The 25,107-nt window shown below is 64.8% G+C and carries 21 protein-coding genes; 1 reads left to right on the forward strand and 20 read right to left on the reverse strand.

Going from position 1 to position 25,107, the window contains the following annotated elements; genetic code table 11:
• Positions 1-688: 688 nt before the first annotated feature.
• The 20 genes from BMW76_RS26215 to flhD all read right to left on the reverse strand — a co-directional run bounded on the left by BMW76_RS26215 (position 689) and on the right by flhD (position 23,289).
• On the reverse strand, positions 689-1,423 hold the full coding sequence (locus BMW76_RS26215; protein WP_090870519.1) for an RNA polymerase sigma factor FliA: 735 nt from the start codon (positions 1,421-1,423) through the stop codon (positions 689-691).
• A 25-nt stretch (positions 1,424-1,448) separates the two neighbouring features.
• On the reverse strand, positions 1,449-2,318 hold the full coding sequence (locus BMW76_RS26220) for a MinD/ParA family ATP-binding protein (RefSeq protein WP_090870521.1): 870 nt from the start codon (positions 2,316-2,318) through the stop codon (positions 1,449-1,451).
• On the reverse strand, positions 2,311-4,212 hold the full coding sequence (gene flhF / locus BMW76_RS26225; protein WP_090870522.1) for a flagellar biosynthesis protein FlhF: 1,902 nt from the start codon (positions 4,210-4,212) through the stop codon (positions 2,311-2,313). The genes BMW76_RS26220 and flhF overlap by 8 nt, the downstream gene beginning before the upstream one ends.
• Before the next feature lie 382 nt (positions 4,213-4,594).
• Complete coding sequence (flhA, locus tag BMW76_RS26230; protein ID WP_090870523.1) at positions 4,595-6,697, reverse strand: flagellar biosynthesis protein FlhA; 2,103 nt, start codon at positions 6,695-6,697, stop codon at positions 4,595-4,597.
• Entirely contained in the window at positions 6,694-7,902 is a 1,209-nt protein-coding gene (flhB, locus tag BMW76_RS26235; protein ID WP_090870684.1) for a flagellar biosynthesis protein FlhB, read from the reverse strand. The genes flhA and flhB overlap by 4 nt, the downstream gene beginning before the upstream one ends.
• A 213-nt stretch (positions 7,903-8,115) precedes the next feature.
• Positions 8,116-9,411: a DUF3443 domain-containing protein gene (locus tag BMW76_RS26240; RefSeq protein ID WP_090870526.1), complete on the reverse strand. Its 1,296-nt coding sequence runs from the start codon at positions 9,409-9,411 to the stop codon at positions 8,116-8,118.
• Positions 9,412-9,427: 16 nt separating this feature from the next.
• Positions 9,428-9,979 (reverse strand): DUF2844 domain-containing protein, encoded by a 552-nt coding sequence (locus BMW76_RS26245; protein WP_090870528.1) that lies wholly within the window; start codon positions 9,977-9,979, stop codon positions 9,428-9,430.
• Between the two features lie 453 nt (positions 9,980-10,432).
• Entirely contained in the window at positions 10,433-11,152 is a 720-nt protein-coding gene (cheZ, locus tag BMW76_RS26250) for a protein phosphatase CheZ (RefSeq protein ID WP_090870530.1), read from the reverse strand.
• Position 11,153: 1 nt separating this feature from the next.
• Entirely contained in the window at positions 11,154-11,549 is a 396-nt protein-coding gene (gene cheY / locus BMW76_RS26255; RefSeq protein ID WP_018418782.1) for a chemotaxis response regulator CheY, read from the reverse strand.
• A 69-nt stretch (positions 11,550-11,618) separates the two neighbouring features.
• Positions 11,619-12,713 carry a protein-glutamate methylesterase/protein-glutamine glutaminase gene (locus BMW76_RS26260; protein WP_177200507.1) on the reverse strand — a complete coding sequence of 365 codons (1,095 nt, stop codon included), beginning with the start codon at positions 12,711-12,713 and terminating at the stop codon, positions 11,619-11,621.
• Positions 12,714-12,718: 5 nt separating this feature from the next.
• Complete coding sequence (cheD, locus tag BMW76_RS26265; RefSeq protein ID WP_090870534.1) at positions 12,719-13,525, reverse strand: chemoreceptor glutamine deamidase CheD; 807 nt, start codon at positions 13,523-13,525, stop codon at positions 12,719-12,721.
• Positions 13,522-14,463, reverse strand: coding sequence for a CheR family methyltransferase (locus BMW76_RS26270; protein WP_090870686.1), 942 nt, complete (start codon positions 14,461-14,463; stop codon positions 13,522-13,524). The genes cheD and BMW76_RS26270 overlap by 4 nt, the downstream gene beginning before the upstream one ends.
• 136 nt (positions 14,464-14,599) lie before the next feature.
• Complete coding sequence (locus tag BMW76_RS26275) at positions 14,600-16,414, reverse strand: methyl-accepting chemotaxis protein (RefSeq protein WP_090870536.1); 1,815 nt, start codon at positions 16,412-16,414, stop codon at positions 14,600-14,602.
• Between the two features lie 150 nt (positions 16,415-16,564).
• Entirely contained in the window at positions 16,565-17,089 is a 525-nt protein-coding gene (locus tag BMW76_RS26280; protein WP_090870538.1) for a chemotaxis protein CheW, read from the reverse strand.
• A 33-nt stretch (positions 17,090-17,122) separates the two neighbouring features.
• The gene (gene cheA, locus BMW76_RS26285) at positions 17,123-19,474 is read right to left on the reverse strand and encodes a chemotaxis protein CheA (protein WP_090870540.1); all 2,352 of its coding nucleotides are present in this window, start codon (positions 19,472-19,474) and stop codon (positions 17,123-17,125) included.
• A 77-nt stretch (positions 19,475-19,551) separates the two neighbouring features.
• Positions 19,552-19,914: a response regulator gene (locus BMW76_RS26290; protein ID WP_090870542.1), complete on the reverse strand. Its 363-nt coding sequence runs from the start codon at positions 19,912-19,914 to the stop codon at positions 19,552-19,554.
• 69 nt (positions 19,915-19,983) lie between these two features.
• Positions 19,984-21,153, reverse strand: a complete 1,170-nt coding sequence (gene motB / locus BMW76_RS26295; protein WP_090870544.1) for a flagellar motor protein MotB — start codon at positions 21,151-21,153, stop codon at positions 19,984-19,986.
• A gap of 27 nt (positions 21,154-21,180) precedes the next feature.
• On the reverse strand, positions 21,181-22,041 hold the full coding sequence (gene motA, locus BMW76_RS26300) for a flagellar motor stator protein MotA (RefSeq protein ID WP_090870546.1): 861 nt from the start codon (positions 22,039-22,041) through the stop codon (positions 21,181-21,183).
• Positions 22,042-22,208: 167 nt separating this feature from the next.
• On the reverse strand, positions 22,209-22,820 hold the full coding sequence (gene flhC / locus BMW76_RS26305) for a flagellar transcriptional regulator FlhC (protein ID WP_090870548.1): 612 nt from the start codon (positions 22,818-22,820) through the stop codon (positions 22,209-22,211).
• A gap of 148 nt (positions 22,821-22,968) precedes the next feature.
• Positions 22,969-23,289, reverse strand: coding sequence for a flagellar transcriptional regulator FlhD (gene flhD / locus BMW76_RS26310; protein ID WP_090870550.1), 321 nt, complete (start codon positions 23,287-23,289; stop codon positions 22,969-22,971).
• 668 nt (positions 23,290-23,957) lie between these two features.
• Here flhD and BMW76_RS26315 point away from each other — a divergent pair.
• Positions 23,958-25,022, forward strand: coding sequence for a glycosyltransferase family 4 protein (locus BMW76_RS26315; protein ID WP_090870552.1), 1,065 nt, complete (start codon positions 23,958-23,960; stop codon positions 25,020-25,022).
• Positions 25,023-25,107 lie beyond the last annotated feature (85 nt).

Genomic DNA, 25,107 nt, shown 5'->3' on the forward strand with positions numbered 1-25,107 from the left:
CTTTCTTTGCCGCCGCAAAGAAAGTAAGCAAAGAAAGCGGGCTCACACCGCCAGTGCTTGACCTTTACCCACGGGCTCTCAACGTCCCCACGCTTCACACGGCAAAGTACTGGTCAATGTGCGTTGCCATCGCGTTGATCAAACGCCTCACCCGCTTCGTGCGCGTGCATCGCGGCCCGCGACATCGAATATTCTCGGCCCCTTTGCGGCAAACTGTGTGTAGGCATTCGCACCGCACAGGACACCCTCGCTACGCGATGCGGCTCAAGTGCGGGCGTTGCCCTGTACGACGCAGCGACCTCATTCACTACCGACATGCGGCGCTGAAACGTCCGATACACTTGGCGATGCCAAGGGTGCATGAAGCGGGTGAGGCGTTTGATCAACGCGATGGCAACACACATTGACCAGTACTTTGCCGTATGAAGGATGGGGACGTTGAGAGCCCGTGGGTAATCGTCAAGCACTGGCGGTGTGAGCCCGCTTTCTTTGCTTACTTTCTTTGCGGCGGCAAAGAAAGTGAGTGCCGCCCCGCACAGGGGCAACGCCCGCGCCGCGAGGCGCATAAGCGGATGCCAGCGGCAGCCTAAAAAAACTAGCGTCGCAGACACAAAAAACAAAAGCCGACCTTAAAAAAGATCGGCTCTGACAGAAAGAAAAAACCACCCGCAAGGGCAAAAACAAAAAATCAATTAGTCTCCGCCGAAGCCCAAGCCTGCTCGCGCAAGCGAGTCCTCAACCGTGCGACGGCCTGCGAATGCAACTGACACACCCGCGACTCGCTGACCTCCATCACCGCCCCGATCTCGCGCAGATTCAACCCACGCTCGTAGTAAAGCGACATCAGCAGCTTCTCGCGCTCCGGCAGCCTGTCGATCGCCTCGACCAGCGCGCCGCGCAAGCTCTCGTCGAGCAGCGCCGACAGCGGATCGGAGTGATCGACGCAATAGCGGTCCAGAAACGGTTCATCGTCCGCGGAACGATCGAAGTCCTCGTAGTAGATCAGCTGGCTGCCGTGCAGATCCTGCAGCATCGACTGATACTCTTCGAGCGGCATCTTCAGATGCTCGGCAATCTCCGCCTCGCTCGCCGATCGGCCCAGCGACTGCTCGACCTTGTGCACGGCCGTCTCGACCTCGCGCGACGTGCGGCGCAAGCTGCGCGGCAGCCAGTCGTTGCTGCGCAGCTCGTCGAGCATCGCGCCGCGAATCCGCTGGCTCGCGTACGTCTCGAACTGCGCGCCCTGGTCTTCCTTGTAGCGGCTCGCTGCATCCAGCAGGCCAATCATGCCCGCCTGGATCAGATCGTCGAGGTCCACGCTCGCCGGCATCTTCGCGACGAGCTGCAAGCCGAGACGGCGCACCAGCGGCGCGTATTTCGTCAAAACGTCGGCCTGCGAAATCTTTCCTTGAGCGTTGTACATCGTGCTCCCCTTGTTCTTGCCGCCTTCAGGCGTGCTGCGCGGACGGTTGATCGGCGAATTGCGCCGCTGTCACCGCCGCCGGCGGCACACTGTGCGCCCGTGACGAAATCGCTGGCCGCATCGGCCAGTACTGCAGTTCGGCTGCGATATGCCGAAAGTCGCGCGCAGCAGGTGCCGATGGGAACGCATCGACGACGCAGCGCGACAACTCCATGGCTCTCGCCATCAAAGGCTCGGATGAGACGCAGCCCGCCTCCTCCAGCGATACGGCGAGGTAGCGCCCCGCCACGCCCGCCAGGTTTTCAAACGCGACATGCGCATCGGTCATGCTCTGCACGTGATTCATCAGCACGCGAAACTGCGCAATCGCATGCGAAAAATGCAGACGCTTCATGCACGCATACGCATCGGTGATCGCCTGCGCCGCGACGCGCGTGACGACCATCACGTCATGCGACTGCCTCGCGAGCGCCGACAACGCGCCCTCGCGGTCCACCTGCGCATCGATCAGCACGACATCGGCCGATCCGCTCAGCACCACGCCCAGCTGCTCCTTCGTGCAACTCTCGCAATTGCCCCGCGACGCGGCCAGCACTGCAAAGCCGAGCGGATGCCGTCCCGCCGCGTCTTCGAGCGTCATCTCGCCGCGCATCACCGCGGAGAAATTGCCCGCGCCCCGCACGCCGCCGAGGGTCGCGCTCACCGAGCGATCGCCCAGGCATTCGTCGATCACCAGCACGTCCTTGCCTTGCTCCGCGAGCGCCGCCGCGAGATTCACCACCGTCGTCGTCGCGCCCACTCCGCGTGTGCCGCCCGCTACCGCAACGACCCGCGAGCCGGCGCGCGCGAGCAGCCGCCGCAGTCCTTCTGCCTGATCCTGCACAAACTTATCCAAAGCGAACCTCATGCAGATCGGCGGTCGAACGGGCCGACAGCGCCGACAGCAGCGCCGGCACGTCCTCGTCCTGCGGGACGAACGGCGAGTTGTCACGCGGAATGCAGAAAGCGCTCTTAATGAGGAATTTCTTCGTCGCGACGTACAGGTTCTCGGGCACCTTCTGTCCCGTCGACACGTAATGCACGGACAGCTTGTAGCGGATCACCGTATCGAGCACCGCACCGAGATTCGTCGCTTCGTCGAGCTTGGTCAGGATGCAGCCGGCGAGCGGCTGCTGGTCCGGCGCGTTCTGATAGGCCTGCACGACTTCGTTCAGCGTGTCGCCGTGGCTCGTCGCGTTCAGCAGCAGCAGGCGCTGCACGGGCTGGCCTGCGCGGCACAGCATCGCGATCTGGTCGGAGACGAGCCGGTCGCGCTGGCTCATGCCGATCGTGTCGATCAGCACGATATGTTTGTTGCGCAGCTCGGAGAGCGCGAGCTGAAGGTCGGCGCTGTCCTTCACCGCATGCACCGACACGCCCAGGATCTTGCCGAAGATGCGCAGCTGCTCGTGGCCGCCGATCCGGTAGCTGTCGGTCGTGAGCAGCGCGACCTTGCTTGCGCCGAATCGCATTACGCAACGCGCCGCGAGCTTCGCGGTCGTCGTGGTCTTGCCGACGCCCGTCGGACCCATCAGCGCGAACACGCCGCCGCGCTCCATCAGCGCGTCTTCGTTCTCCATCACGGGCACGTTCGATTCGAGCACCGTCTTCACCCAATCGAGGCCCTCGTCCATGCTTTCGACGTCGGGCAGATTGTCGATCACCATCTTCACAAGCTGGGCCGAGAAGCCGGCTGCGAACAAATGCTTCGTCAATGCCGCATGCGTCGGGCTGCGGCGCTGGCGATCGGCCCATTGCAGGCCCGCGAACTGCTCTTCCATCATGCCGCGCATCGACGTGAGCTCGTTCATCACGGTCTCGTTGACCATCTGCTCGATACGCGATTTCACCGATTCCATCAGCTCGGCGGCCGACTTCGGCGTCATTTCGGCGGCTGCGTTCCGGCGTGCATCCGCCGAATGGGTGATGTCGCCTGCGACGTCGTACGCGGCGGGCGTGTTCTTCTGCGATGCGCGGCGCGCGGCAAGTTGCGCGGCTTCGCGCGCCCACTCGGGCGTCGCACCTTCGTTGACGGCCGGCTCGCGCGGATCGACGGGCGTGCCCAGGCCGCGTGCGATCGCGGCAGCGGGCGTCATCGTCGGATTGGCGGCGGGGACCACGTCCTTGGCCGCGATGCGGCGCGCGTGATCGATCAGCCACGGATTCGTTTCGGCCATCGTGCGCGGACGGACGGGCACTTCCGGCATCGCAGGCTTGCTTGCCACGGAAGGCGCAGCCGATGCATCCGCGCGCAGTTCGACGCGTACGTCATCGGTTGCGCGCGCAGCGTTCGATGCGCCCATCGGCTTGCTGTCGCTTGCCGGGTTTTCGCCGGCGGCGATCGTCGTGCCTTGCGGGCCGGCCTTCTCTTCGCTCGCGGCCGGCATGCGCTCGGTGCCCGCTTCCGGGCTCGCGCCGAACACCGACGAGAACACGTCGGGCATCGCGCTCGCGTATGGGTTGACGGGCATCGACGGCATCGGCGCGCGCGTGGCGGCGCCTGCGTTCATCGCGGGACCGGCGATCAGCGCCGTGCCTGCCGACGCGCTTGCGCCCGTCATGGTCATCGCGGCGCTTTCCTGCGCGCGCGGCGCGATTGCGTTCAGGTCCCGGTCGGCGACCGCGACGATTTCGACGGTTCCATCTTCATTCGTGCGATTCGACAATACGACTGCATCGGAGCCCAATGCCTCGCGGACGAGACGCAGCGCGTCACGACTCGTTGCACCGACAAATTTACGAATGTTCAAGCTGGTTCTCCGATGAGCAGCGCGGACTGGCGATATACCGTTTCCCGATGAGATGAATTATTGCGAAAGACGTCCACCGCCCATCGGGCAATAAAGACGGTGAAACGCTGGCAATTCACGCATTCGGCGCCCGCTCTGAACGCCGGGAATAATCATTGAAGCCGGCCGATCCAATCGGCAACGCGCACAACTCACCGGCGCCAACGGGCGCGAAGCCTTGCGCATCAAGGCGCCGTGCGGGCCAGTCAAAAAGGCATGCTGCGCGAAGCGGACCGGCCTTAATCGGACGCACTCTCCGCGAGACAGCGGCGGGCATTGCCATGGCGATCATCGCGAGGAGCCGCGTGCGCGCCGTGAGAACGGCACGCGAACGCGCCCAGACTCACCCTTGCATGCCGATCACGTTGACGACCCGCACATGCCGCGTATCGGGCACTTCTGCGTACGACAGCACCTTCAACTGCGGGAGGCTGCGTCGCAGGAAACGCGCGAGCATCGCGCGCAGCGAATGCTGGACGAGCATCACAGGCGCGAGACCGATGTTCTGCTGACGCGTCATCGCCTTTTGCGTCTCCATCAGCAGCGTATTCGCGAGACCCGGTTCGAGGCCGGGGTTCGCGCCCGTGTTGAGCGCCTGGCTCAGGAGCCGCTCCAGATGCGCGTCGAGTCCCATCACCTGGATGTCGCCATTGCCGGGGAACCACTGCTGCGTGATCGCGCGGCCCAGCGCAAGGCGTACGGCCGCCGTGAGATCGTGCGGATCGGTGAGCTTCGGCGCGTGCTCCGACAGCGCTTCGAGGATCGTGCGCATGTCGCGGATCGGCACGCCTTCTTCCAGCAGGTTCTGCAGCACCTTTTGCAGCGTCGCGACGGGAATCACCTTCGGCACGACATCGTCGACGAGGGGCGCCGCGTCCTTCTGCATCCGCTCGATCAGCGCCTGCACTTCCTGGCGGCCGAGCAGTTCCGCCGCGTGCGTGACGACGAGGTGATTCAGGTGAGTCGCGACGACCGTGCTCGAATCGACCACCGTGTAGCCGTACACCTGCGCCTGTTCACGCAGGTTCGTGTCGATCCAGGTCGCGGGCAGGCCGAACGCCGGGTCCTGGGTGGGCGTGCCGGGCAGCGCGGCCGTGACCTGGCCGGGATTGATCGCGAGCCATTGGCCCGGATACGCCTCGCCGACACCCACTTCGACGCCCTTGAGCGCGATCCGGTAGCCGTTCGGGCGCAGCTCCAGGTTGTCGCGGATATGAATGACGGGCGGCAGGAAGCCGATTTCCTGCGCGAACTTCTTGCGGATGTTCTTGATGCGCTTGAGCAGTTCGCCGTCCGAGTTCTTGTCGACGAGCGGGATCAGCCGGTAGCCGACCTCGAGTCCGAGCGCGTCGATCATCGTCACGTCGTCCCAGCTGGCTTCCGCCGCTTCCGTCGGCGCGAGCGCCTGCGGCACGACATCGACGAGCGCGGCAGCCGACTTGCTCTGCGCGGCGCGCTTCTTCATCGTGCGGCCGAGCTGGATCGCGCCGCCGCCCAGCAGCAGAAACGCGAAGTGCGGCATGTTCGGGATCAGGCCCATCAGCACGAGGATCGAGCCCGTGATCGTCAGCACGCGCGGGTTCGTGAAGAGCTGGCCCGTCAGCTGGGTGCCGATGTCTTCGTCGGTGGCGACGCGCGACACGATCACGCCCGCCGCCGTCGAAATGACGAGCGACGGAATCTGCGCGACGAGGCCGTCGCCGATCGTGAGCAGCGTGTAGGTCTTGCCTGCATCGCCGAAATCCATGCCGTGCTGGACGATGCCGACGATCAGCCCGCCGATGATGTTGATCACCATGATCAGCAGGCCGGCGATCGCATCGCCGCGCACGAACTTGCTCGCGCCGTCCATCGAGCCGTAGAACTCGGCTTCCTGCGCGACTTCCATCCGGCGCTTGCGCGCCTGTTCCTCGTTGATCATGCCTGCGTTCAGGTCGGCGTCGATCGACATCTGCTTGCCGGGCATCGCGTCGAGCGTGAAGCGCGCGGACACTTCCGCGATACGTCCCGCGCCCTTCGTGATCACCATGAAGTTGATGACCATCAGGATGACGAACACGACGATGCCGACCGCGAAGTTGCCGCCGACGAGAAAGTGGCCGAACGCCTCGATCACCGCGCCCGCCGCGCCCGGCCCGGTGTGGCCTTCGAGCAGCACGATACGCGTCGACGCGACGTTCAGCGACAGCCGCAGCAGCGTCGAGAAAAGCAGCACGCTCGGGAACGCCGCGAAGTCGAGCGGCTTCATCGTGTACATGCTGACGAGCAGCACCATCACGGAAAGCGCGATGTTGAACGTGAACAGCAGATCCAGCAGAAACGGCGGCAACGGCAGGATCATCATGCCGAGGATCATGCAGATCAGAAGCGGGCCCGCCAGTGCCCGCAGGTTGGTGCCGTTCAGCGCTTCCGGCCGTCGTGAAAGGAAACCCGCGCGGGCGTTCATGCTGATGCTCCGTTACCTTGATTGTCGCCGCCGAGCGCGTCGGCAGCTTCCTGGTGCGCTTCGTCGTCCGGCACGCCGCCCTTGTCCAGTTCCGGCGGAACGTCGAGTTCCGTCGGCGCGACGGGCGCGACGCCGCCGTCTTCCTTGAAGCGGCGCAGTTGATAGACCCATGCGAGCACTTCCGCGACGGCGCCGTACAGCGCACCCGGAATCTCGCGATTCAGTTCGACGTTGTGATAGAGCGCGCGCGCGAGCGGCGGCGCTTCGAGCAGCGGAATGTTGTGCTCCGTCGCCAGCTCGCGGATGCGCGCGGCCACGAGGTTCACGCCCTTCGCGACGACCTTCGGCGCGCCCATCTCGCCGTCCGTGTATTGCAGCGCGACCGCGAAGTGCGTCGGGTTCGTCACGACGACGTCGGCCTTCGGCACGTTGGCCATCATCCGGCGCCGCGCCATCGCGCGCTGCTGCGAACGCAGGCGCGCCTTCACATGCGGATCACCTTCGCTCTCACGATGCTCGCGCTTCACCTCTTCCTTCGTCATGCGCAGCTTCTTGTGGAAGTTCCACAGCTGATACGGCACGTCGAGCGCTGCGATCACGAACATCCCCGCGACCGTCATCGCGCAGCACACGGCGACCAGGTGGCCCGCGTTCGACAGTGCGATGTGCAGCGGCTGTGTCGCGAGCGCGAGCATGTCGTCGCGCTTGTGCCAGATCGCCAGTCCGCCGATCAGCCCGACGACGATGATCTTCGCGAGCGACATCCCGAGCTGGATCGAGCCGTTGATCGAAAAGATGCGGCCAAGGCCCGTCACGGGATTCAGGCGCTCGAAATTCGGCGATAGCGATTTGGTCGACAGCAGCCAGCCGCCGAGCGCCATCGGCGCTAGCAGCGCGGCGAGGCCAGTCAGCACGAGCATCGGCAGCAGCACGTAAAAGCCTTCGCGCGCGACCACGCCCGCGTCGGACAGCGTGCGCTTCGTATCGAAGACGGTTTCGTGATTGAACGTGAAGGCCGCGCGCAGCATCGTCTGCACATGGTCGCCGATCATGCCCGACATGGCCCATGCGCCGAGAAAGCCGGCCGCGACGAGCGCGAACGTCGCCAGCTCCCGCGAACGCGCGACCTGCCCTTCCTCCCGCGCCTTGTCGAGGCGCCGGGGGGTGGCTGATTCGGTTTTTTCGAGGTCGCTATCCTCTGCCAACGTGCTCTCCGGCTGCGAGGGCACCATGCCCTTTTTCAGTCAGAGCGATTATTCCCGCAGAAGTCGAGCGGCGATTGGCGGATAAAGGCGGGGAAAGGGGGGTATTTCAAACGATGGGGCGGCACGAACGTGCGCCCGGCCTGGGAACGGGAAGCGGAGGAACGTCCGCTTCCGTTCGATGCGCCGGCCCGCGAGGCGCGGGCCGGCACGCGATCACAACGAGAACGCGACGAACGGCGCCTGCCCCGACGGGCGCTTGTCCATCCCGTAGTAGACGTGGCGGCCGAAGAAGAACGGCAGGCCCAGATCGAACGCGCTCAACGAGCCGATCTGCCCGCCCAGGTCGTTGAACGCGAAGTTGCTCCCGGCGCTCAACAGGTTCTGCGTATTCGCGACGTTGAGCAGCACGTTGCCGTTCGCTCCGTTCGCGCCGACGAGCGTGACCGTGCGTTGCAGCGTCGTGCCCGGACAATAGAACGACGCGAGATTGCCGGTGCACAACGGTATTGAACCGTCCTGGAAGAAGTAGCCGTTTGAGCCGCTGTCCAGGAACGTATTGGTCGTCGCGTTGTTGAACTTGCTGTTGACCAGGTCGCCGGACGCATCGGTCGTAAAGATCGTTATCCCCTGCTCCTGGCCATTGTTCGACTGCGTGCCGATGCCGAACACGACCGTCCCTGTCGCCGACGCCTGGCCGCTCGCCGAGATGGGCGCCATCTGCACGATCACGCCGTTGTTGTCGACGGGGAAGTTCGGCACCGGGTTAGCCACCTGCTTTTCCCGTTCCGCGAGCGTGCGTACGCAGTTCGTGCCGTTGCACGCGTAGTAGTTACTGAACTGCGCGACGTTCGCCTGGACCGAGCAGGCCTGTCCGCAATCGATGGGCGCCACGCCGATGCCGACGATGCCGTTTGCGCCCAGCGCCTGAGCGGTGTTCTCCGCCGCGCCGTTCACGCAGCCGCCCGAGGGGATCGTCGAAGCGTCCAGGTCGCCGATCACCTGGATGGGAATGTTGCTCGCCACCTCGCCGCTGATCTGCACCGTCGCCGTGCGCGTCGTGCCCCATGTGAAGCCGTCGGCGAAGTGCGTGCATTCGGCGAGCTGGCCGCCTGCCGTCGCCTGCTGGATGGGCAGGGAGCTCGCGAGCGAGCCGAGCGCGGAATTGACGATGCGCACGCCGAACGAGCCCGTGTCGAGCAGCACATGGTCGACGACCGTGCAGTTGGTGGTGCCCGGCTGGCAGATGGTCACGCTGACCGTCGGTATGTTGATCAGGTTCGCGACACCTCGGTCCACCGTCACGGCCACCGTGTTAGGCGCGTTGGCGGCAATCGGCTGCTGGCTGGGTCCGTTGTTGGCGCCCGACGAGGACGACGAGCTTCCGCCACCGCCATCGCCGCCCCCTCCACCTCCGCCGCATCCCGCGACGAATGCCGTCATCGAGACGACGCAGATGGCGAGCACGGCCTTTACGACGTGAATGGACTTCTCGATCTTCGCAAATCGCATGGTTCGTCTCCCGTCGTTACTTGATATCGGTGCCGCTCACGCCGGCCGGCAGTGCCTGCGGCAGGTAAGCCTGGCCGGAGAAAGCGCCCATATGGCCGCCCGAATGCACGACGAGCCCGCTCTCCTGCACGACGCCGGGGCCGTGTCCGCCGCCGCGCAACTGGCGTGCATTCGTCACGCCCGCCACGTACTGCGGGAAATAACTGCCGAGCAGGTCGGAGAGGTCGGGCATTTGCGGCCCGCGCCATGCGAGTCCGAAGACGCTGCCCGCCGTCGAGATGTACTCGCGCACGACGGTGCCGTTGCCGAGCGTGGTCTCGCGTACCGTGTACGACGCGGAGGTGCTGGCGGAAGAAGACGAAGCAGACGCGGCGGAGCCGGCCGACGCGCTGCGCATCACGGCGACGCCTGACGGCGCGGGCACCGTCTGGGTCGTCGCGCCGGCGGGCGGCGTCATCGGGCTGCCGCCCAAGGCGGCGCTGGCAGGCTGCGAGACGAGCAGGCACGGCAGCGCACAACACAATCCAAACGCTGAAAAGACAGCGGCACGGCTAAAGCTAATCGACATGGTTCTATTCCTCCCAATCGACACCGGACAGTGCCAGCAGTTCACGGACCCGGTCTGTTCATTCAGGACGAAACGGCGCGTCTGCATACGCGAGCGCCGTGCGTCAGACGGCATCGGGCGCCGTCCCACACCATCCTCCCCGGCCGTAAGTATGCCAGCGGTTGATAAAGCGCAGCGGTGTATGGCCGCACGAACGGGCGCGCGCCGATGCAATGAGCATCCACGCGGAAGATATCGAGAAGACGCTCACGGTCTCGCGCGAGGCCCGAAGCGGACGCGCGGATGGGTGTTCGCGGACAAGATCCAGAGAAAGACCAGGCTCGTATTGGGCCACAAAGGACACGGAGAAACGCTTTGAGCGGCGCGGCAAGACGCGCGCGCCGCCGCAGCGGGCAGGCCGGCCGTGTCCGGGCCGGCCTCGGAAGAAGCCGGGCGCCTTGGAAAACGAGTGCCTCAGAAGCCGAGGCTGGCAAGCAGATCGTCGACCTGGCTCTGATCCTGCAACACGTCGGCTTTTCCTTCCGGGTTGATCTGCGGACCGTTCAACAGGCTTTGCGGGCTGCCTGTCGGCGAGATCGGGTCGTGTTGGGATTCCGCCGCGAGTTGCGCCGCCGTCGCTGCGAACTGCTCGCGCCGCTCGGCCGCGATGTTGTCGATCAGCACACCGAGAAGCTGTTGCTCGATCAGGTACACGACGTCCGTGATCTTCTTGATGACCTGCCCCGTCAGATCCTGGAAGTCCTGCGCCAGCATGATCTCTAGCAGCTGAGCGTTGGTCGCCGACGTGATTTCGGGCACGCCGCGCAGGAACGCGCGCGTGTCGTTCATCAGCGCGCGCACTTCCTCGCGCTCGATGGGTGCCGAGTACCACTGCTCCCAGCGCGCGTCGAGAGCGGCCGCGTCCTGCTGCAACTGCTCCTGCATCGGCTTCGCGACTTCGATCGACGACAGCACGCGCTCGGCCGCCTGCTCGGTCATCGTCGCGATGTATTTCAGACGGTCGCGAGCGTCCGGCACCGCTTCGGCCGCGCGCTCGACGTGCTTGTCGATCCCAAGCTCGCGCATCGAATCGCGCAGCGTGCGCGTGAGATGTCCGATGCGTGCGAGGATGCGGTCGGTCGCGAGGTCGGTGCCGTCTTCCCTGGCGCCTTGCTCGTTGATCGATGGGTTCACATCAGCTCCCGGCTTTCGCCATCTTCTCGAGGATCTTGTTGAGCTTCTCGTCGAGCGTCGCGGCCGTGAACGGCTTCACGACATAGCCGCTCGCGCCCGCCTGCGCGGCAGCGATGATGTTTTCCTTCTTCGATTCGGCCGTGACCATCAGCACGGGCAGATGCGCGAGCGACGCATCGGCGCGAATTTCCTTGAGCATCGCGAGGCCGTCGAGGTTCGGCATGTTCCAGTCGGAGATCACGAACTCGTAGCTGCCGCTGCGCAGACGCGCGAGGCCCGCTGCACCGTCTTCCGCTTCGTCGACGTTCGAGTAGCCCAGTTCCTTCAACAGATTGCGGACGATCCGGCGCATCGTCGGAAAGTCGTCCACAACCAGAATCTTCATTCCCTTATCCATGTCCTGTTCCTTTTTCCAATCCAGATGGTGCGGTCACTGGCCCATCTCAATCATTTGGCCGAGGCCGCATCATACGCGCTGAACGCGATCACCCATTGCAGCAAGACGTGCCATCACGCGCCGGCTCATTTCCGACAGCGGCGCGATCTCGTCCGCGGCGCCCATCGCGATGGCCTCGCGCGGCATGCCGAACACGATGCAGCTCGCTTCGTCCTGCGCGAGCGTGTACGCGCCCGCCTTGCGCATGTCGAGCATGCCCGCCGCGCCGTCGCGCCCCATGCCCGTGAGAATCACGCCGACGGCGTTCTTCCCGGCATGCAGCGCGGCCGAGCGGAACAGCACATCGACAGACGGACGATGCCGGTTGACGGGCGGGTCGTCTGACAGATGCGCGATATAGTTCGCGCCGCTGCGGGCCAGCAGCAGGTGAGCGTGGCCGGGCGCGATATACGCATGCCCCGGCAGCACGCGTTCGCCGTGCTCAGCCTCTTTAACGGTAATCCGGCACAAACCATTAAGGCGTTGCGCGAAAGATTTTGTAAATCCGGGCGGCATGTGCTGCGCGATCAGCACGGCGGGCGCATCGGGCGGCAGCGGCATCAGCACTTCGCGGATCGCTTCCGTGCCGCCCGTCGATGCGCCGACGATGATCAGCTTTTCCGTCGACACGAGCGGGTTGTTGAAGAGCGGCGCGTGCGTCGCGGCGGCCGCAGCGGCCTGACCGGCTGCGGGCGCCTGATGCGCGGGCGCCGCCTGGCGCACGCGCGCGCGGGCAGCGGCGCGCACCTTGTCGGCGAGCTTTTCCGCGTATTCGAGCATGCCGTCGCGAATGCCGACGCGCGGCTTCGTGACGAAATCGACGGCACCCAGTTCGAGCGCACGCAGCGTGATTTCCGAACCGCGCTCCGTCAGCGACGACACCATCACGACAGGCATCGGGCGCAGGCGCATCAGCTTTTCGAGGAAGTCGAGACCGTCCATGCGCGGCATTTCGACGTCGAGCGTCAGCACGTCCGGGTTGTGCTGCTTGATGAGCTCGCGCGCGACGAGCGGATCGGGCGCGGTGGCGACGACCGTCATGTCGGGCTGGCTGTTGATGATTTCAGTCATCAGACTGCGAATCAGCGCCGAATCGTCGACGCACAGTACCTTGATCTTTTGCACAGCGCTCACGCCTCCTCAACTGTCCTGGCGTTGTTTGATTGGGTCGGGCGCGCGGACGCGCCGAATAATTCGATGCGCGGCTTCGCGCCGGCCGGACGTGCCGTGCCCGCATTCGGGCCTGCCGCCGGATTTGCCCCAGCCGATGCACTCGCGCCGAACAGCTCGATGCGCGGCTTGCCCGCAGCGGGCGCCGCGAACAGCTCGACGCGCGCACGCGCCCTTGCGAGCCGCTCGGCGCGCGCTTCGGCCGTTTGCCGCGCGAGCGCCTGCTCGCGTTCCGCGACGCCGGCTTCCTGTTGCAGACGCAGCTTCTTGACCATCACCTGGCCCGTGCGCGGCATGAACGCGACTTTGCGCGGATGGTTGCCTTCCAGGTCTTCGGCGACGATGCGAATCTTTTCGAGCGCGAGATAGCGGCGCACGAACGCGGAGTTGCGGTCGCCGATGTTCATCGTCGTCATGCCCGCGAGCACGGCCGCGCCGCCGAACACTTTCGCCTCGAAACGCTCGCGGCGGCCGCCCGCCTTGATCAGCTCGTTGATCAGCACTTCCATCGCGTAGGCGCCGTAGCGCATCGAGTCGGAAGCGGCCTGAGCGACGTCGGCGCCATCGTCGGGCAGCATGAAGTGATTCATCCCGCCGATCCCCGCCGTACGATCCTGGATACACGCCGCCACGCACGAGCCGAGCACCGTGACGAGCACCATGTCCTCGTTCGTCGTATAGAACTCGTTCGGCAGCAGCTTGACGCCGGGGCGCTTGAAGTGATTGTCGAAATAGAGATTCGTTGCGATCGGCAGGGTGCTGCTCATGCGGGCACCCCACTCGTCGCACCGTGGCTCGCCGCACGATGAGCCGTGCGCGTAGCGCCTGCATCGCGGGTCAATTCGTAGACGGTTTGTCCGCGCAGACGGAACGCCTGCGTGACATAGGTGAAGTTCTCCGAGTGGCCGGCGAACAGCAGGCCGCCCGGCTTCACGAGCGGTTCGAAGCGCGAGAGCACCTGCCCTTGCGTCGGCTTGTCGAAATAGATCATCACGTTGCGGCAGAAGATCGCGTCGAACTGCGTGTTGAGCCTGTAGTCGCGCTCGGTCAGATTCAGTTGCTCGAAGCGGATCATCGCGCGCAGCTCGGGACGCACCTTCACCATGCCCGCATGCGCGCCCGTGCCCTTCAGGAAAAAACGCTTGAGCCGCTCCTGCGACAGATGCTTGACCTGGTCGAACTGGTACATGCCCGCCTCGCCTTTGGCGAGCACCTGCGTGTCGATGTCGGTCGCGAGCACGCTCGCCTGGCGCGCGGCCTGATCGCCGAGCGCTTCGATCAGCGTCATCGCGATCGAATACGGCTCCTCGCCCGTCGATGCCGCCGAGCACCAGACCGACACGGGCCCCGGCCGGCGCGCGACGAAGTCGGCGAGAATCGGAAAGTGATGGGCTTCGCGAAAGAACGCAGTGAGGTTCGTCGTGAGCGCGTTCGTGAACGCTTCCCACTCGGCGGGATCGTTGTCCGATTCGAGGAGATCGAGGTATTGGCGAAACGAATCGATCCCGCGCGCACGCAGACGCCGCGCGAGCCGGCTGTACGCCATATCGCGCTTGTGATCCGACAGTGAAATGCCCGCGCTGCGGTGAATCAGCTCGCGAATGCGGGCAAAGTCCGCCGACGTGAATTCGAAATCGCGAGCCTGTTCGCCGGGTTTCGCCGGCTCTGCCCGTTCAGGGCGCGGTTGCGCGCGCGTTGCCATCATGATGTTTTCCGTCTGCCACAGCGAGCGCCGCACCGCCCGTCGATCCTGCTCTTGCCGCTGTTGCGTTCAATGTTGCCTGCGTTGTCGCCGGCACTGCGTGACGTGCCGGCAGTCTGATCTATCCATGTGCCGTTCGTCAGAACGTCTCCCAGTCGGCGTCGGACGTGGACGCTGCGCTCGCCGTCTGACGCGCGGCGGGTTCAGCCGACGTCAAGGGTGTCTTTCTGACGGCCGGTTCGACGCGCGACGGCGCGTGCGCTGCCGCTTCCGGCTTCGCGACGGCAGCCTGCGCGGGCTTCGCCGCCTGCGCGACGGCTGCCTTCACACGGCTCTTCGCCGCATTCGCGGACGGTGTGGCCGCCGCGCGCGCTGCTTGTGCCGCTTGTGCCGCTTGCGCGCCGTTCACGCGCCAATGCCCGATTGCCGTCTGCAACGAGCGCGTCTGCTCTTCGAGCGACGCCGCCGCTGCCGCCGCCTGCTCGACGAGCGCCGCGTTCTGCTGCGTCACTGCGTCCATCTGCACGACGGCGCGATTGACCTGCTCGATGCCGCCCGATTGCTCTTCCGACGCCGCGCTGATCTCGCCCATGATGTCCGTCACGCGGCGCACGGCCTGCACGATTTCGTCCATCGTCGTGCCCGCGCGCCCGACGAGCGCTGAGCCGCTCTGCACCTTGTCGGCCGAGTCGCCGATCAGCTCCTTGATTTCCTTCGCCGCGCTCGCGCTGCGTTGCGCGAGGCTGCGCACTTCGCCCGCGACGACCGCGAAGCCGCGGCCCTGCTCGCCCGCGCGCGCCGCTTCGACGGCCGCGTTCAGCGCGAGAATGTTCGTCTGGAACGCGATGCCTTCGATCACGCTGATGATGTCGACGACCTTGTTCGAGCTGGTCGCGATGTCCTGCATCGTGCTGACCACCTGGCTCACCACTTCGCCGCCGCGCGTCGCGATGTCCGACGCGTTCACGGCAAGCTGGCTCGCCTGGCGCGCGTTTTCGGCGTTCTGGCGCACGGTGCCCGTCAGCTGCTCCATGCTCGATGCCGTTTCCTGCAGCGACGCCGCCTGCTGCTCCGTGCGCTGCGACAGGTCGGTGTTGCCCATCGAGATTTCGCGCGCGCCCGTGTCGATCGACTCGACGCTCGCGTGCATCGACTTGAGCATCGCCGACAGGCTTTCCTGCATCTGGCCGACTGCCCGGAAGAGTCGGCCGATTTCATTCGTGCCCGACGTGTTCACCTGCTGCGTGAGATCGCCCTTCGAGATGCGCTCGAAGCACGCGATCGCGTCGTTCAGCGGCTGCACGATCATGCCGCGCAGCGCGAAGCGGATGCCGATCACCAGCACCAAAGCAAGCACCACGACGCCGATGATCAGCGCGCGCATCGTCGCGATCTGCTCGGCGGCACTCGCCTGCTGCTGCTCGGCATGCGCCTGCAATGCCTTGATCATCGGGGTGACGGCGTCGTCATACGCGACGAACATCGGGCTGATCTTCGTGTCGGCGATCGCGTGATAGCCGGACAGATCGCTTGCACGCAACGCGGCCAGTTCGGGCGTCACGCCGTCGTTCATCAGCGATGCGCGCTTCGCGACCACGGCGTCGATCAGCGACTGATCGACACCCTTCTTCGGGGTGTTCAGGAACGCCTGCCAGTTTTCGTTCGATTTGCTGAGCAGGAAGGCCGCGCGGTCGATGGCCTGCTTCGATTGCTCGATCTCGCCCTGTGCGGTCAGCCCATTGACGCGGTCGAACGTGACGCGCGCGCGCAGCAGATACGACGACGAATCGTTCAGCGTACGGATCGCCACGATGTCGCCGTGCGCCATGCCGTCCAGCGCGTCGCCCGAGTGGCTCAGTGCCGTAAGCCCAAGCGCCCCGACGATCACGGTCAGTGCAACGAGAATGATCCCCACGACCGTCAACGTCGTCCGGATCGACCATCTGCTCAGCATTTTCTGCTCCCTGATTTTGCTGTACCGGAGGCAGCGCTTTGGCGCTTGCCCCCGTCCCATGCATGGTTGTCGATCAGAGCCGGCGCTGTAGCGCTTGCTCTCGCCCCACGCATGGCTGTCGTTCTTGCAACGTTCCTGCGGCCCGCGCGACTAGCCGAGCGTTTCGATCAACGCCATTTCCCGGCTGGTCATCAGCTTTTCGATGTCCATCAGGATCAGCATGCGGCCATCGACGGTGCCGAGGCCCGTCAGATATTCCGCCGTCAGCGTCGCGCCGAATTCCGGCGCGGGCATGATCTGGTCGTTGGCCAGCGTCAGCACGTCGGACACGCCGTCCACGACCATGCCGACCACGCGGCCCGCGACGTTCAGAATGATCACGACGGTCTGATGGTCGTACTCGACGCGGCCGAGGTGAAACTTGATGCGCATGTCGACGATCGGCACGATGATGCCGCGCAGATTGATCACGCCCTTGATGAAATCCGGCGCGTTCGCGATGCGCGTCACGCTCTCGTAGCCGCGGATTTCCTGCACCTTCAGGATGTCGATGCCGTACTCTTCGGCGCCGAGCGTGAAGATCAGGAACTCCTGACCGCCCGCGTCGGCCTGCGCGTCGCGGCGGCCGTTCGAGCCGGCCACGCCGCTCGAATTGATGGATTGGACTTCTGCCACGTTAGCCCCCAAACAGTTGGGATGAGTTGAATATCAGGCGAAGGCGAGCGACGCGCCGTGCGATGCCCGCGATTCGCGATTGAGTGCCGCCACGTCCACGATCAGCGCGACGCTGCCGTCGCCGAGAATGGTCGCTGCGGAAATGCCGTGCACCTTGCGGTAATTCGTTTCGAGGTTCTTCACCACCACCTGCTGCTGGCCGACCAGTTCGTCGATCAGCATCGCGAACCGGCGTCCTTCCGTCTGCATGATGGTGACGATGCCCTGAGTCGGATCGGTGCGAGCGTCGTCGACCGAGAACACTTCGTGCAACGCGACGAGCGGCAGATATTCGCCGCGCACGCGCACGACGCGCTCGCCGTTCGCGACGGTATAGATGTCATCGGCGCGCGGTTGCAGCGACTCCATCACGAAGTTCAGCGGCAGGATGAAAATCTCGCTGCCCACCTTCACCGACATGCCGTCGAGAATCGCCAGCGTGAGCGGCAACACGATGCGCGTCGTGCTGCCCTTGCCCGCGTGCGACGTGATTTCGACGTGGCCGCCCATCGCCTGGATGTTGCGCTTCACCACGTCCATGCCGACGCCGCGGCCCGACACGTCCGTCACTTGCTCGGCCGTCGAGAAGCCAGGCAGGAAGATCAGGTTCCAGACTTCTTCGTCAGTCATCGTGTCGCTAACGGCCATGCCCTGCTTCGCGGCCTTCGCGAGAATCTTGTCGCGGCGCAGGCCCGCGCCGTCGTCGCTCACTTCGATCACGATGTTGCCGCCGTGATGCGCCGCCGACAGCACGAGCTGGCCCGTCGAATCCTTGCCCGCCGCCTTGCGCGCTTCCACGGTTTCGATGCCGTGATCGAGGCTGTTGCGCACGAGGTGCGTGAGCGGATCGATGATGCGCTCGATGAGGCTCTTGTCGAGTTCGGTCGCCTGACCGAAGGTGACGAGTTCGACCTGCTTGCCGAGCTTTGCCGCCAGATCGCGCACGAGGCGCGGGAAGCGGCTGAAGACGTAATCCATCGGCATCATGCGGATCGACATCACGGCTTCCTGGAGGTCGCGCGCGTTGCGCTCCAGTTGCGCCATGCCGTTGAACAAGCGGTCGTGCAGCGCCGGGTCGAACGTGCTGGTGGTTTCCGCGAGCATCGCCTGCGTGATCACCAGTTCGCCGACGAGATTGATCAGCTGGTCAACCTTCTCGACGCCGACGCGGATCGAGCTGCCTTCGCCCGCATTCGCGGCAGCCGCCGGACGCGCCTTGCGATCGCCTTCGGCGGATGCGTGCGCGGCCTTCGATGCGGTCGCTGCCGGCTGTGGTGCCTCCGCAGCGGGTGCAACGATTGCGGCGGTGGCAGGCTGAACGGCCTGCTCGACAGCGGGTTGAGCGACGGGCTGCGCAGCCACGGCAGGCGCCGCCGCTGCAGAAGCCGCCGCTGCAGAAGCCGCCGCTGCAGAAGCCGTCGCAACAGCAACGGCCGGCTGCACGACTGCGGCAGGCGCCCCCGCGCCGCCGCTCGCCATGCCCCCCGCAGACGCCTGCGCAACGGGCGCGGCTTCGGGCGCGCGAGGCGCGTCCTGTTCCGCGCCGTTGGCCGGCGCCGCGCCGCGGCCGATCTCGATCTGACTTTCGTCGATCACGAAACAGCACACGGCGACAATATCGTCGGACGACACATCGGATTCCAGCCACAGCGTGATGTCGCCGCCTGTCTTCACCTGCCCGACGATTCGGCCCAGGTTGCCCAACTCTTCGGTCAGGAGTGCCTGGTCCTTTTCCCCAACGCCCCGTAGCGTAATTTTCAGATGGGGTCCTGCGACCGCATCGGATGACGCAGCGCCGGTCTTTGCCGGTTCGTTACCTGCCCATTCGCCTGCGGCTTCTACTGCCTGTTCGACCACGTGTTCGGGTGCATGTCCGTTCGCGGCCGGTTGCGAGACGGCCGGTGCCGCCGGTGCCGCCGATGCTGGAGCGGCGGCTTGCGCGGGCGCCTCGCCGCGGCTTTCCGCGTGCAGCCGTTCGAGCTTCGCGCAGATCGCGGCCGCGACGGCCGCATCCGGCTCGGCGCTCGCGCGGTAATCGGCGAGCTGGCCCGAGAGCACGTCCTTCGTTTCGAGGAACGTGTCGATCATGTCCTTGCGCAGCACGAGTTCGTTGTTGCGCGCGCGGTCCAGCAGCGATTCGAGAATGTGCGTCGTCTCGGTCAGCGCAGTGAAGCCGAACGTCGCCGCGCCGCCCTTGATCGAGTGGGCCGCGCGAAAGATGGCCGCCAGATCCTCGGGGTCGGGCTGGCCGACGTTCAGATTCAGGAGCAGCTGCTCCATCTGCGCGAGCAGTTCGTCCGCTTCGTCGAAGAACGTCTGATAGAACTGAGTGATGTCGAGTGTCATGCCTGTGTCACCGCGAAAGTCCTGTCTGGCTTGCTATGCCACTTCCATTTGTCGTTTGCCGCCGCCCGTCGCCGCGCTCACGCGAGCGCTGCGACCAGCTCGGTCAGCATGTCGGGGTCGAGCGGCTTTTCGATCCAGCCCGTCGCGCCCGCGTCGCGTGCCGCCGCCTTGAACGGTTCGCCGGATTCCGTCGTAAGGACGAGGATCGGCGTCGTGCGATAGGCCGGGTTGCCGCGCAGCGCGGCGATCAGATCGAGGCCCGTTCTGCCCGGCATGTGCTGATCGGTCAGCACGAGATCGAACGGCATCGCCAGCGCGTTTTCGAGCCCTTCGTCGCCGTCGGCCGCGAGCGTCACCTGATAGCCGGCACCCGTCAGCGTCGCGGCAAGGATTTGCCGCATCGCCGCCGAATCGTCGATTGCCAGAATGTGCCTGATCATTCCATCCTCACTGCGCTCACGATGGATCGCGGCTGCGCCTTCCGGCGCGCGTTCGCGATCCGCTGTCTGTCATTGCGTCGCCGTTGCAGGCGCCGCGCCCTTGCCAGCCACGCTTTGCTCGACCACGGCCGTTTCGGCCGCGCCGTTCTCCTTCGCGTCAGGCGCTGCGGCCTGCGGCGACGGCTGCGGCGAAGCCGGTTGCGGGCCGGCCTTCGCTCCATTCACACCGGATCGCAAGGCGGGTTGCGGCCCGGGTTGTTGCCCTTGTTGCGGAGCGGGTTGCGTGATCTTTTGCAGCAGCGGCTTGCCGGCTCCGGCTGCGTCGTTCGACAAGGTGGTCGACGACGTGTCGTCGTGCATCATGGCTTCTTCCGAGCGCTTGTTCAGCACGATGATGCTGATGCGCCGGTTCTCCGGATCGAGCGGGTCGGCCTTGTTCAGGTTTTGTGTCGACGCGAGGCCCAGCACGCGCAACACCTTGGTCTCGTCCATGCCGCCCGCGATCAGCTCGCGGCGCGATGCGTTCGCACGGTCCGCGGACAGCTCCCAGTTGCTATAGCCCTTGTCGCCGCCCGCGTACGGCACGGCGTCGGTGTGGCCCTGCACGACGATGCGGTTCGGCACGTCGTTCAGCGTGTTGCCGATCGCCCGCAGAATGTCGCGCATGTACGGCTGGACGACGGCCTGCGCGGTCGCGAACATCGGGCGCTTCTGCGTATCGACGATTTCGATGCGCAAGCCTTGCAGCGTCGAGTCGATGCGAATCTGCTGCTTGAACTGACGCAGCACGGGGTTCGCTTCGATCGCGGCCATCAGCTTCACCTGCAGGTCGTGCAGACGCACCTGTTCGTGGCGCTCGACGGCGCCCTGCAACTGCTGCATCGCCTGGTCGTCGGCGCGCATCGCCGTGTGCTCGGCGCGGTTCGTCGAGCCTTCGCTCTGACGCGTGATGCCGTCCCGGTCGGTCGAGATGTCGCGGCCGCTCGCCTTCATCATGCTCGAATCGACGGCGCTGCGGTCGCCGCCCCACAGCGTGAGCTTCAGCGGCTGATTGAAGTAGTCGGCGATGCCCTTCAACTGCGCCGACGATGCCGAACTCAGCAGCCACATCAGCAGGAAGAAGGCCATCATCGCCGTCATGAAGTCCGCGTACGCGAGCTTCCACGCGCCGCCGTGATGGCCGTCCTTCTTCGGCGCGGCGCGCTTGACGACGATTGCGCGGTCCTTGTCCTTGCTCATTGCCCGATTCCTCGCCTGTGTCCGCCGTTACTTCGCCTTCACGCGGCGCACGTGCTCTTCCAGCTCGGCGAACGACGGGCGTTCGGTCGAGAACAGCACCTTGCGGCCGAATTCGACGGCGATGGCAGGCGCGTAGCCGTTCAGGCTCGCGAGGATCGTGACCTTGATGCACTGGAACATCTTGGTCGACTCCTTGACGCGCTGCTCCGCGACGCTCGCGAGCGGACTGATGAGGCCATACGAAAGCAGAATGCCGAGGAACGTGCCGACCAGCGCCTGCGCGATCATTTCGCCGAGCACGGCGGGCGGCTTGTCGGCGGAGGCCATCGTGTGCACGACGCCCATCACGGCCGCGACGATACCGAATGCGGGCATCGCGTCGCCGACCTTCATCAGCGCGTGCGCGGGTCCTTCGCCCTCGGCGTGATGCGTTTCGATCTCTTCGTCCATCAGGCTTTCGATCTCGAAAGCGTTCATGTTGCCGCCGACCATCAGGCGCAGATAGTCCGTCAGGAATTCGACGATGTGATGGTCCGCCAGGATCTTCGGGTACTGCGTGAAAATCGGACTCTTCTGCGGATCGTCGATATCCGCTTCGAGCGTGAGCGTGCCCTCCTTGCGCGCCTTCGCAAGCAGGACGTAGAGGAGCGCCATCAGCTCCATGTAGACGTCCTTGTTGTACTTGGCGCCCTTGAACAGCGTCGGAATCACGCGCAACGTAGCCTTGATCGTCTTCATCCCATTGCCGAGGATGAACGCGCCGAGACCCGCTCCAGCGATCATCAGCACTTCGACGGGCTGCATGAGCGCGCCCAGGTGGCCGCCCTCCAGCGCATACCCGCCGAAGACGGACAACAGCGTAACGAGTGTTCCCACGAAAATCAGCACTGCCGAGCCCTCACGAAAGTCGACGGAGACCGTCGTTATTCAGGTTTACGGCAAACGATTGGAAAACTTTGGCGGATTGGATTCTGGAGCGGGGCGGTGTTAACCAGAGGACGCGCACGCGCATGCAAAGAGCCGCCGCACGTGCAGATCGGCCGTGTGGCGCACGCTCACGCGGACGCCTCCGCGCCGCCCGGCAGCGCTTCCGCGGCCGCGGCGGACAGCTTGCCGACGGCCGCTTGCGTTCCGCCGCCGTGGGCGTCAGCGGCTTTGCGGGTCTTGCCGGCGCGCGACGGCGGTGCGCACAGCCCGCATACGAAGCCTTGATGTGGGTCATGTGCATGGGCGACAAAATGCCCGCGGCAGCGGGTGCAGGGCGTCGTCTGGAGCATGCCGGAGTCGAAGAAGCGCACCAGCGTCCACGCACGGGTGAGACTGAGTACCGGCTCGTCGAGGTGCAGCCGCACGTGTTCGAGATACAGCCGGTACGCTTTGACGATCGAGTGGATCGTCGCGCAGCCGCCACGCTGCGACATGAACCGGTAGATGTTGTAGAACAGCGAAGCGTGAATGTTCGGCTGCCACGTCGTGAACCAGTCCGTCGAGAACGGCAGCATGCCCTTGGGCGGCGACTCGCCCTTCACTTCCTTGTACAGCCTCGTGAGCCGGTCGCGCGACAGCGTCGTTTCCGCTTCGAGCAACTGCAGACGCGCGCCGAGTTCGATCAGTTCAATCGCCAGGGTGATTTCCCTGACTTCGAGCATCACGCTTTTTTGTGCCATCCGCCTCGCTTCCCGCGTCCGTTGCCCGTTTCGCCTTTTCGGCGCGCGGTGCGGCGCGCCCCGGCGGGAACGGTGAAAGAGCGCCGTCGCCGGCGCGCGTAGGATTGCGTCTGTCTGCGTGTCTGCGGCGCACGCGCGCCGGCCGGCGTCAGCCGATCTGCTCGACAGGCTGTCCAGCCATCAGGATTGCGGAATGCGCTTGGGCGACGACGCTCGCTTTGCCCTTGTCGGCGAGCGACGAGAGGATCTGGTGATCGTCGAAGCGGAAGCGGCACAGCAACTGGTTCGACGCGGCCAGTTTGACGGTCTGCGCGAGCGACAGATTGGAGAGCACGTCGGCAAGCTGCTCGGAGATGCCCATGCGGAACATGCCCATTGGCTTGTCTTCGCGCAGCAGGCGCTGGGCAAGCAGCAGATACGACAAGTTCACTTCCCTAATTTCATTGAGCATGTCGCTTTGAGCGCTCATGAATCCCCCGATTCGATCTGGCTGGTCAGGCCTATGTAAAACGTTTGCTCGCTCGCGTTAAAAAAGCAGCGAACGGCACGCTTATGGTCAGCATGCATTTTCTCGAAAGGGCTAGCCGACGGGAATCGGACATCCGCCTCAATTGGTTGACGGAAAAATCCAGGATTTCTGTAGGTCTTTTTCCTACAAATTTTCGATGCGGGATCTGAAACGGCATTAAGGCGCATTGAAAGCGCAAGCCGACTGCATGCGAGTAGGTGCGAAAGGATTGGGAAGCGGATTATGCGCTCATATCTGAAACCCGACCAAGCAATTTTGCGCCGATAGCTGCGGCAATGCACAATAAGATCGGACGAAAGCGTGGCGCAACATGCTGCGCCATCTGGCGCAAAGAGCGGGGGATATTGTCTATATGCCAGTCGCGGCGAGCATTCCAGCAGCATCCGTACACTTATTACGCATCATGTTTCGCGCTGTAACAACGTTAAGTGTTTGAAAAATAGCTCGAATTGGCGCGCCCGATCCCGATAATGGGACCTAGGGATAACCCGATTGGGTTTCCTGCGACGGGCGGCGGCACACCGCGCCCAACCGTCCGACAGGCTTCCGCTTTTTGCCACACGCCAGGGCAGCGCAGCGCGAAGCCGTTTTGCAAAAGGAGATCACGCATGCGAATCGCACAAATCGCGCCGTTGTATGAAGCTGTCCCACCGAAACTCTATGGCGGCACAGAACGCGTCGTGTCGTATCTGACCGAAGCGCTGGTCGATCTGGGTCACGATGTGACGCTCTTCGCGAGCGGCGATTCGGTGACGTCCGCCAAGCTTGAAGCCGCGTGGCCGCGCGCGCTGCGTCTGGATCCGACGATCCGCGACGCGCTCGCTCCGCACATGCTGCTGCTCGAGCGTGTGCGCAAGATCGCGCACGAATTCGACGTGCTGCACTTTCACCTCGACTATCTGCCGTTCCCGCTCTTTTCGACGCTGGACACGCCGTTCGTGACGACGCTGCACGGCCGTCTGGATCTGCCGGAACTGCAGCCGGTGTTCGACACGTTCACGGACGCGCCCGTGGTCTCGATTTCGGATTCGCAGCGTCTGCCGCTACAGCAGGCGAACTGGCTCAACACTATCTACCACGGCCTGCCGGACCAGCTGCTCACGCCGCAAAGCGACAAGAAGCCGGAATACCTGGCGTTCCTTGGCCGCATCTGTCCGGAAAAGCGCGTCGATACGGCCATCAAGATCGCTGCACAAAGCGGTTTGCCGCTGAAGATCGCCGCCAAGGTGGACAAGGTCGACCAGGAATACTTCAAGTCGGAAATCGAACCCCTGCTGTCGCAGGCGCACGTCGAATTCATCGGCGAAATCAACGAGGCGCAGAAGCCGGAGTTCCTGTCGGGTGCGAAGGCGCTGCTGTTCCCGATCGACTGGTCGGAGCCGTTCGGCCTCGTGATGATCGAGTCGATGGCATGCGGCACGCCTGTCATCGCGTTCAATCGCGGCTCGGTGCCCGAAGTGATCGACCACGGCGTGACGGGCTTCATCTGCGAGGACGTGCAGGGTGCCGTGGCAGCACTGCAGCGGATCGACGAACTGTCGCGCACTGAAATCCGCTCGCAATTCGAGCGCCGCTTCAGTTCAAAGATCATGGCGCAGAACTACGTCGACAGCTACACGGCGCTCCTCGAAGCAACGCGCCGCCCGATGCTGCGCCGCGTGGCAGTGGGCTGATCGTTACCGGTCAACTCTGCCGGAAGGCGTAATAGACGCGTAAATTATTCACGTCAATCGTTTGCGCGACCGTTCAAGCCTTCCG

This window comes from Paraburkholderia diazotrophica (assembly GCF_900108945.1).
Classification (GTDB): domain Bacteria; phylum Pseudomonadota; class Gammaproteobacteria; order Burkholderiales; family Burkholderiaceae; genus Paraburkholderia; species Paraburkholderia diazotrophica.

Excerpts from the sequence above, each read along its gene's own strand:
- BMW76_RS26215 (WP_090870519.1), bottom strand. The coding sequence starts at position 1,423 with ATGTACAACGCTCAAGGAAAGATTTCGCAGGCCGACGTTTTGACGAAA.
- flhA (WP_090870523.1), bottom strand. The coding sequence starts at position 6,697 with ATGAACGCCCGCGCGGGTTTCCTTTCACGACGGCCGGAAGCGCTGAAC.
- BMW76_RS26240 (WP_090870526.1), bottom strand. The coding sequence starts at position 9,411 with ATGCGATTTGCGAAGATCGAGAAGTCCATTCACGTCGTAAAGGCCGTG.
- BMW76_RS26245 (WP_090870528.1), bottom strand. The coding sequence starts at position 9,979 with ATGTCGATTAGCTTTAGCCGTGCCGCTGTCTTTTCAGCGTTTGGATTG.
- cheY (WP_018418782.1), bottom strand. The coding sequence starts at position 11,549 with ATGGATAAGGGAATGAAGATTCTGGTTGTGGACGACTTTCCGACGATG.
- cheD (WP_090870534.1), bottom strand. The coding sequence starts at position 13,525 with ATGAGCAGCACCCTGCCGATCGCAACGAATCTCTATTTCGACAATCAC.
- BMW76_RS26270 (WP_090870686.1), bottom strand. The coding sequence starts at position 14,463 with ATGATGGCAACGCGCGCGCAACCGCGCCCTGAACGGGCAGAGCCGGCG.
- BMW76_RS26275 (WP_090870536.1), bottom strand. The coding sequence starts at position 16,414 with ATGCTGAGCAGATGGTCGATCCGGACGACGTTGACGGTCGTGGGGATC.
- cheA (WP_090870540.1), bottom strand. The coding sequence starts at position 19,474 with ATGACACTCGACATCACTCAGTTCTATCAGACGTTCTTCGACGAAGCG.
- BMW76_RS26290 (WP_090870542.1), bottom strand. The coding sequence starts at position 19,914 with ATGATCAGGCACATTCTGGCAATCGACGATTCGGCGGCGATGCGGCAA.
- motB (WP_090870544.1), bottom strand. The coding sequence starts at position 21,153 with ATGAGCAAGGACAAGGACCGCGCAATCGTCGTCAAGCGCGCCGCGCCG.
- flhC (WP_090870548.1), bottom strand. The coding sequence starts at position 22,820 with ATGGCACAAAAAAGCGTGATGCTCGAAGTCAGGGAAATCACCCTGGCG.
- flhD (WP_090870550.1), bottom strand. The coding sequence starts at position 23,289 with ATGAGCGCTCAAAGCGACATGCTCAATGAAATTAGGGAAGTGAACTTG.
- BMW76_RS26315 (WP_090870552.1), top strand. The coding sequence starts at position 23,958 with ATGCGAATCGCACAAATCGCGCCGTTGTATGAAGCTGTCCCACCGAAA.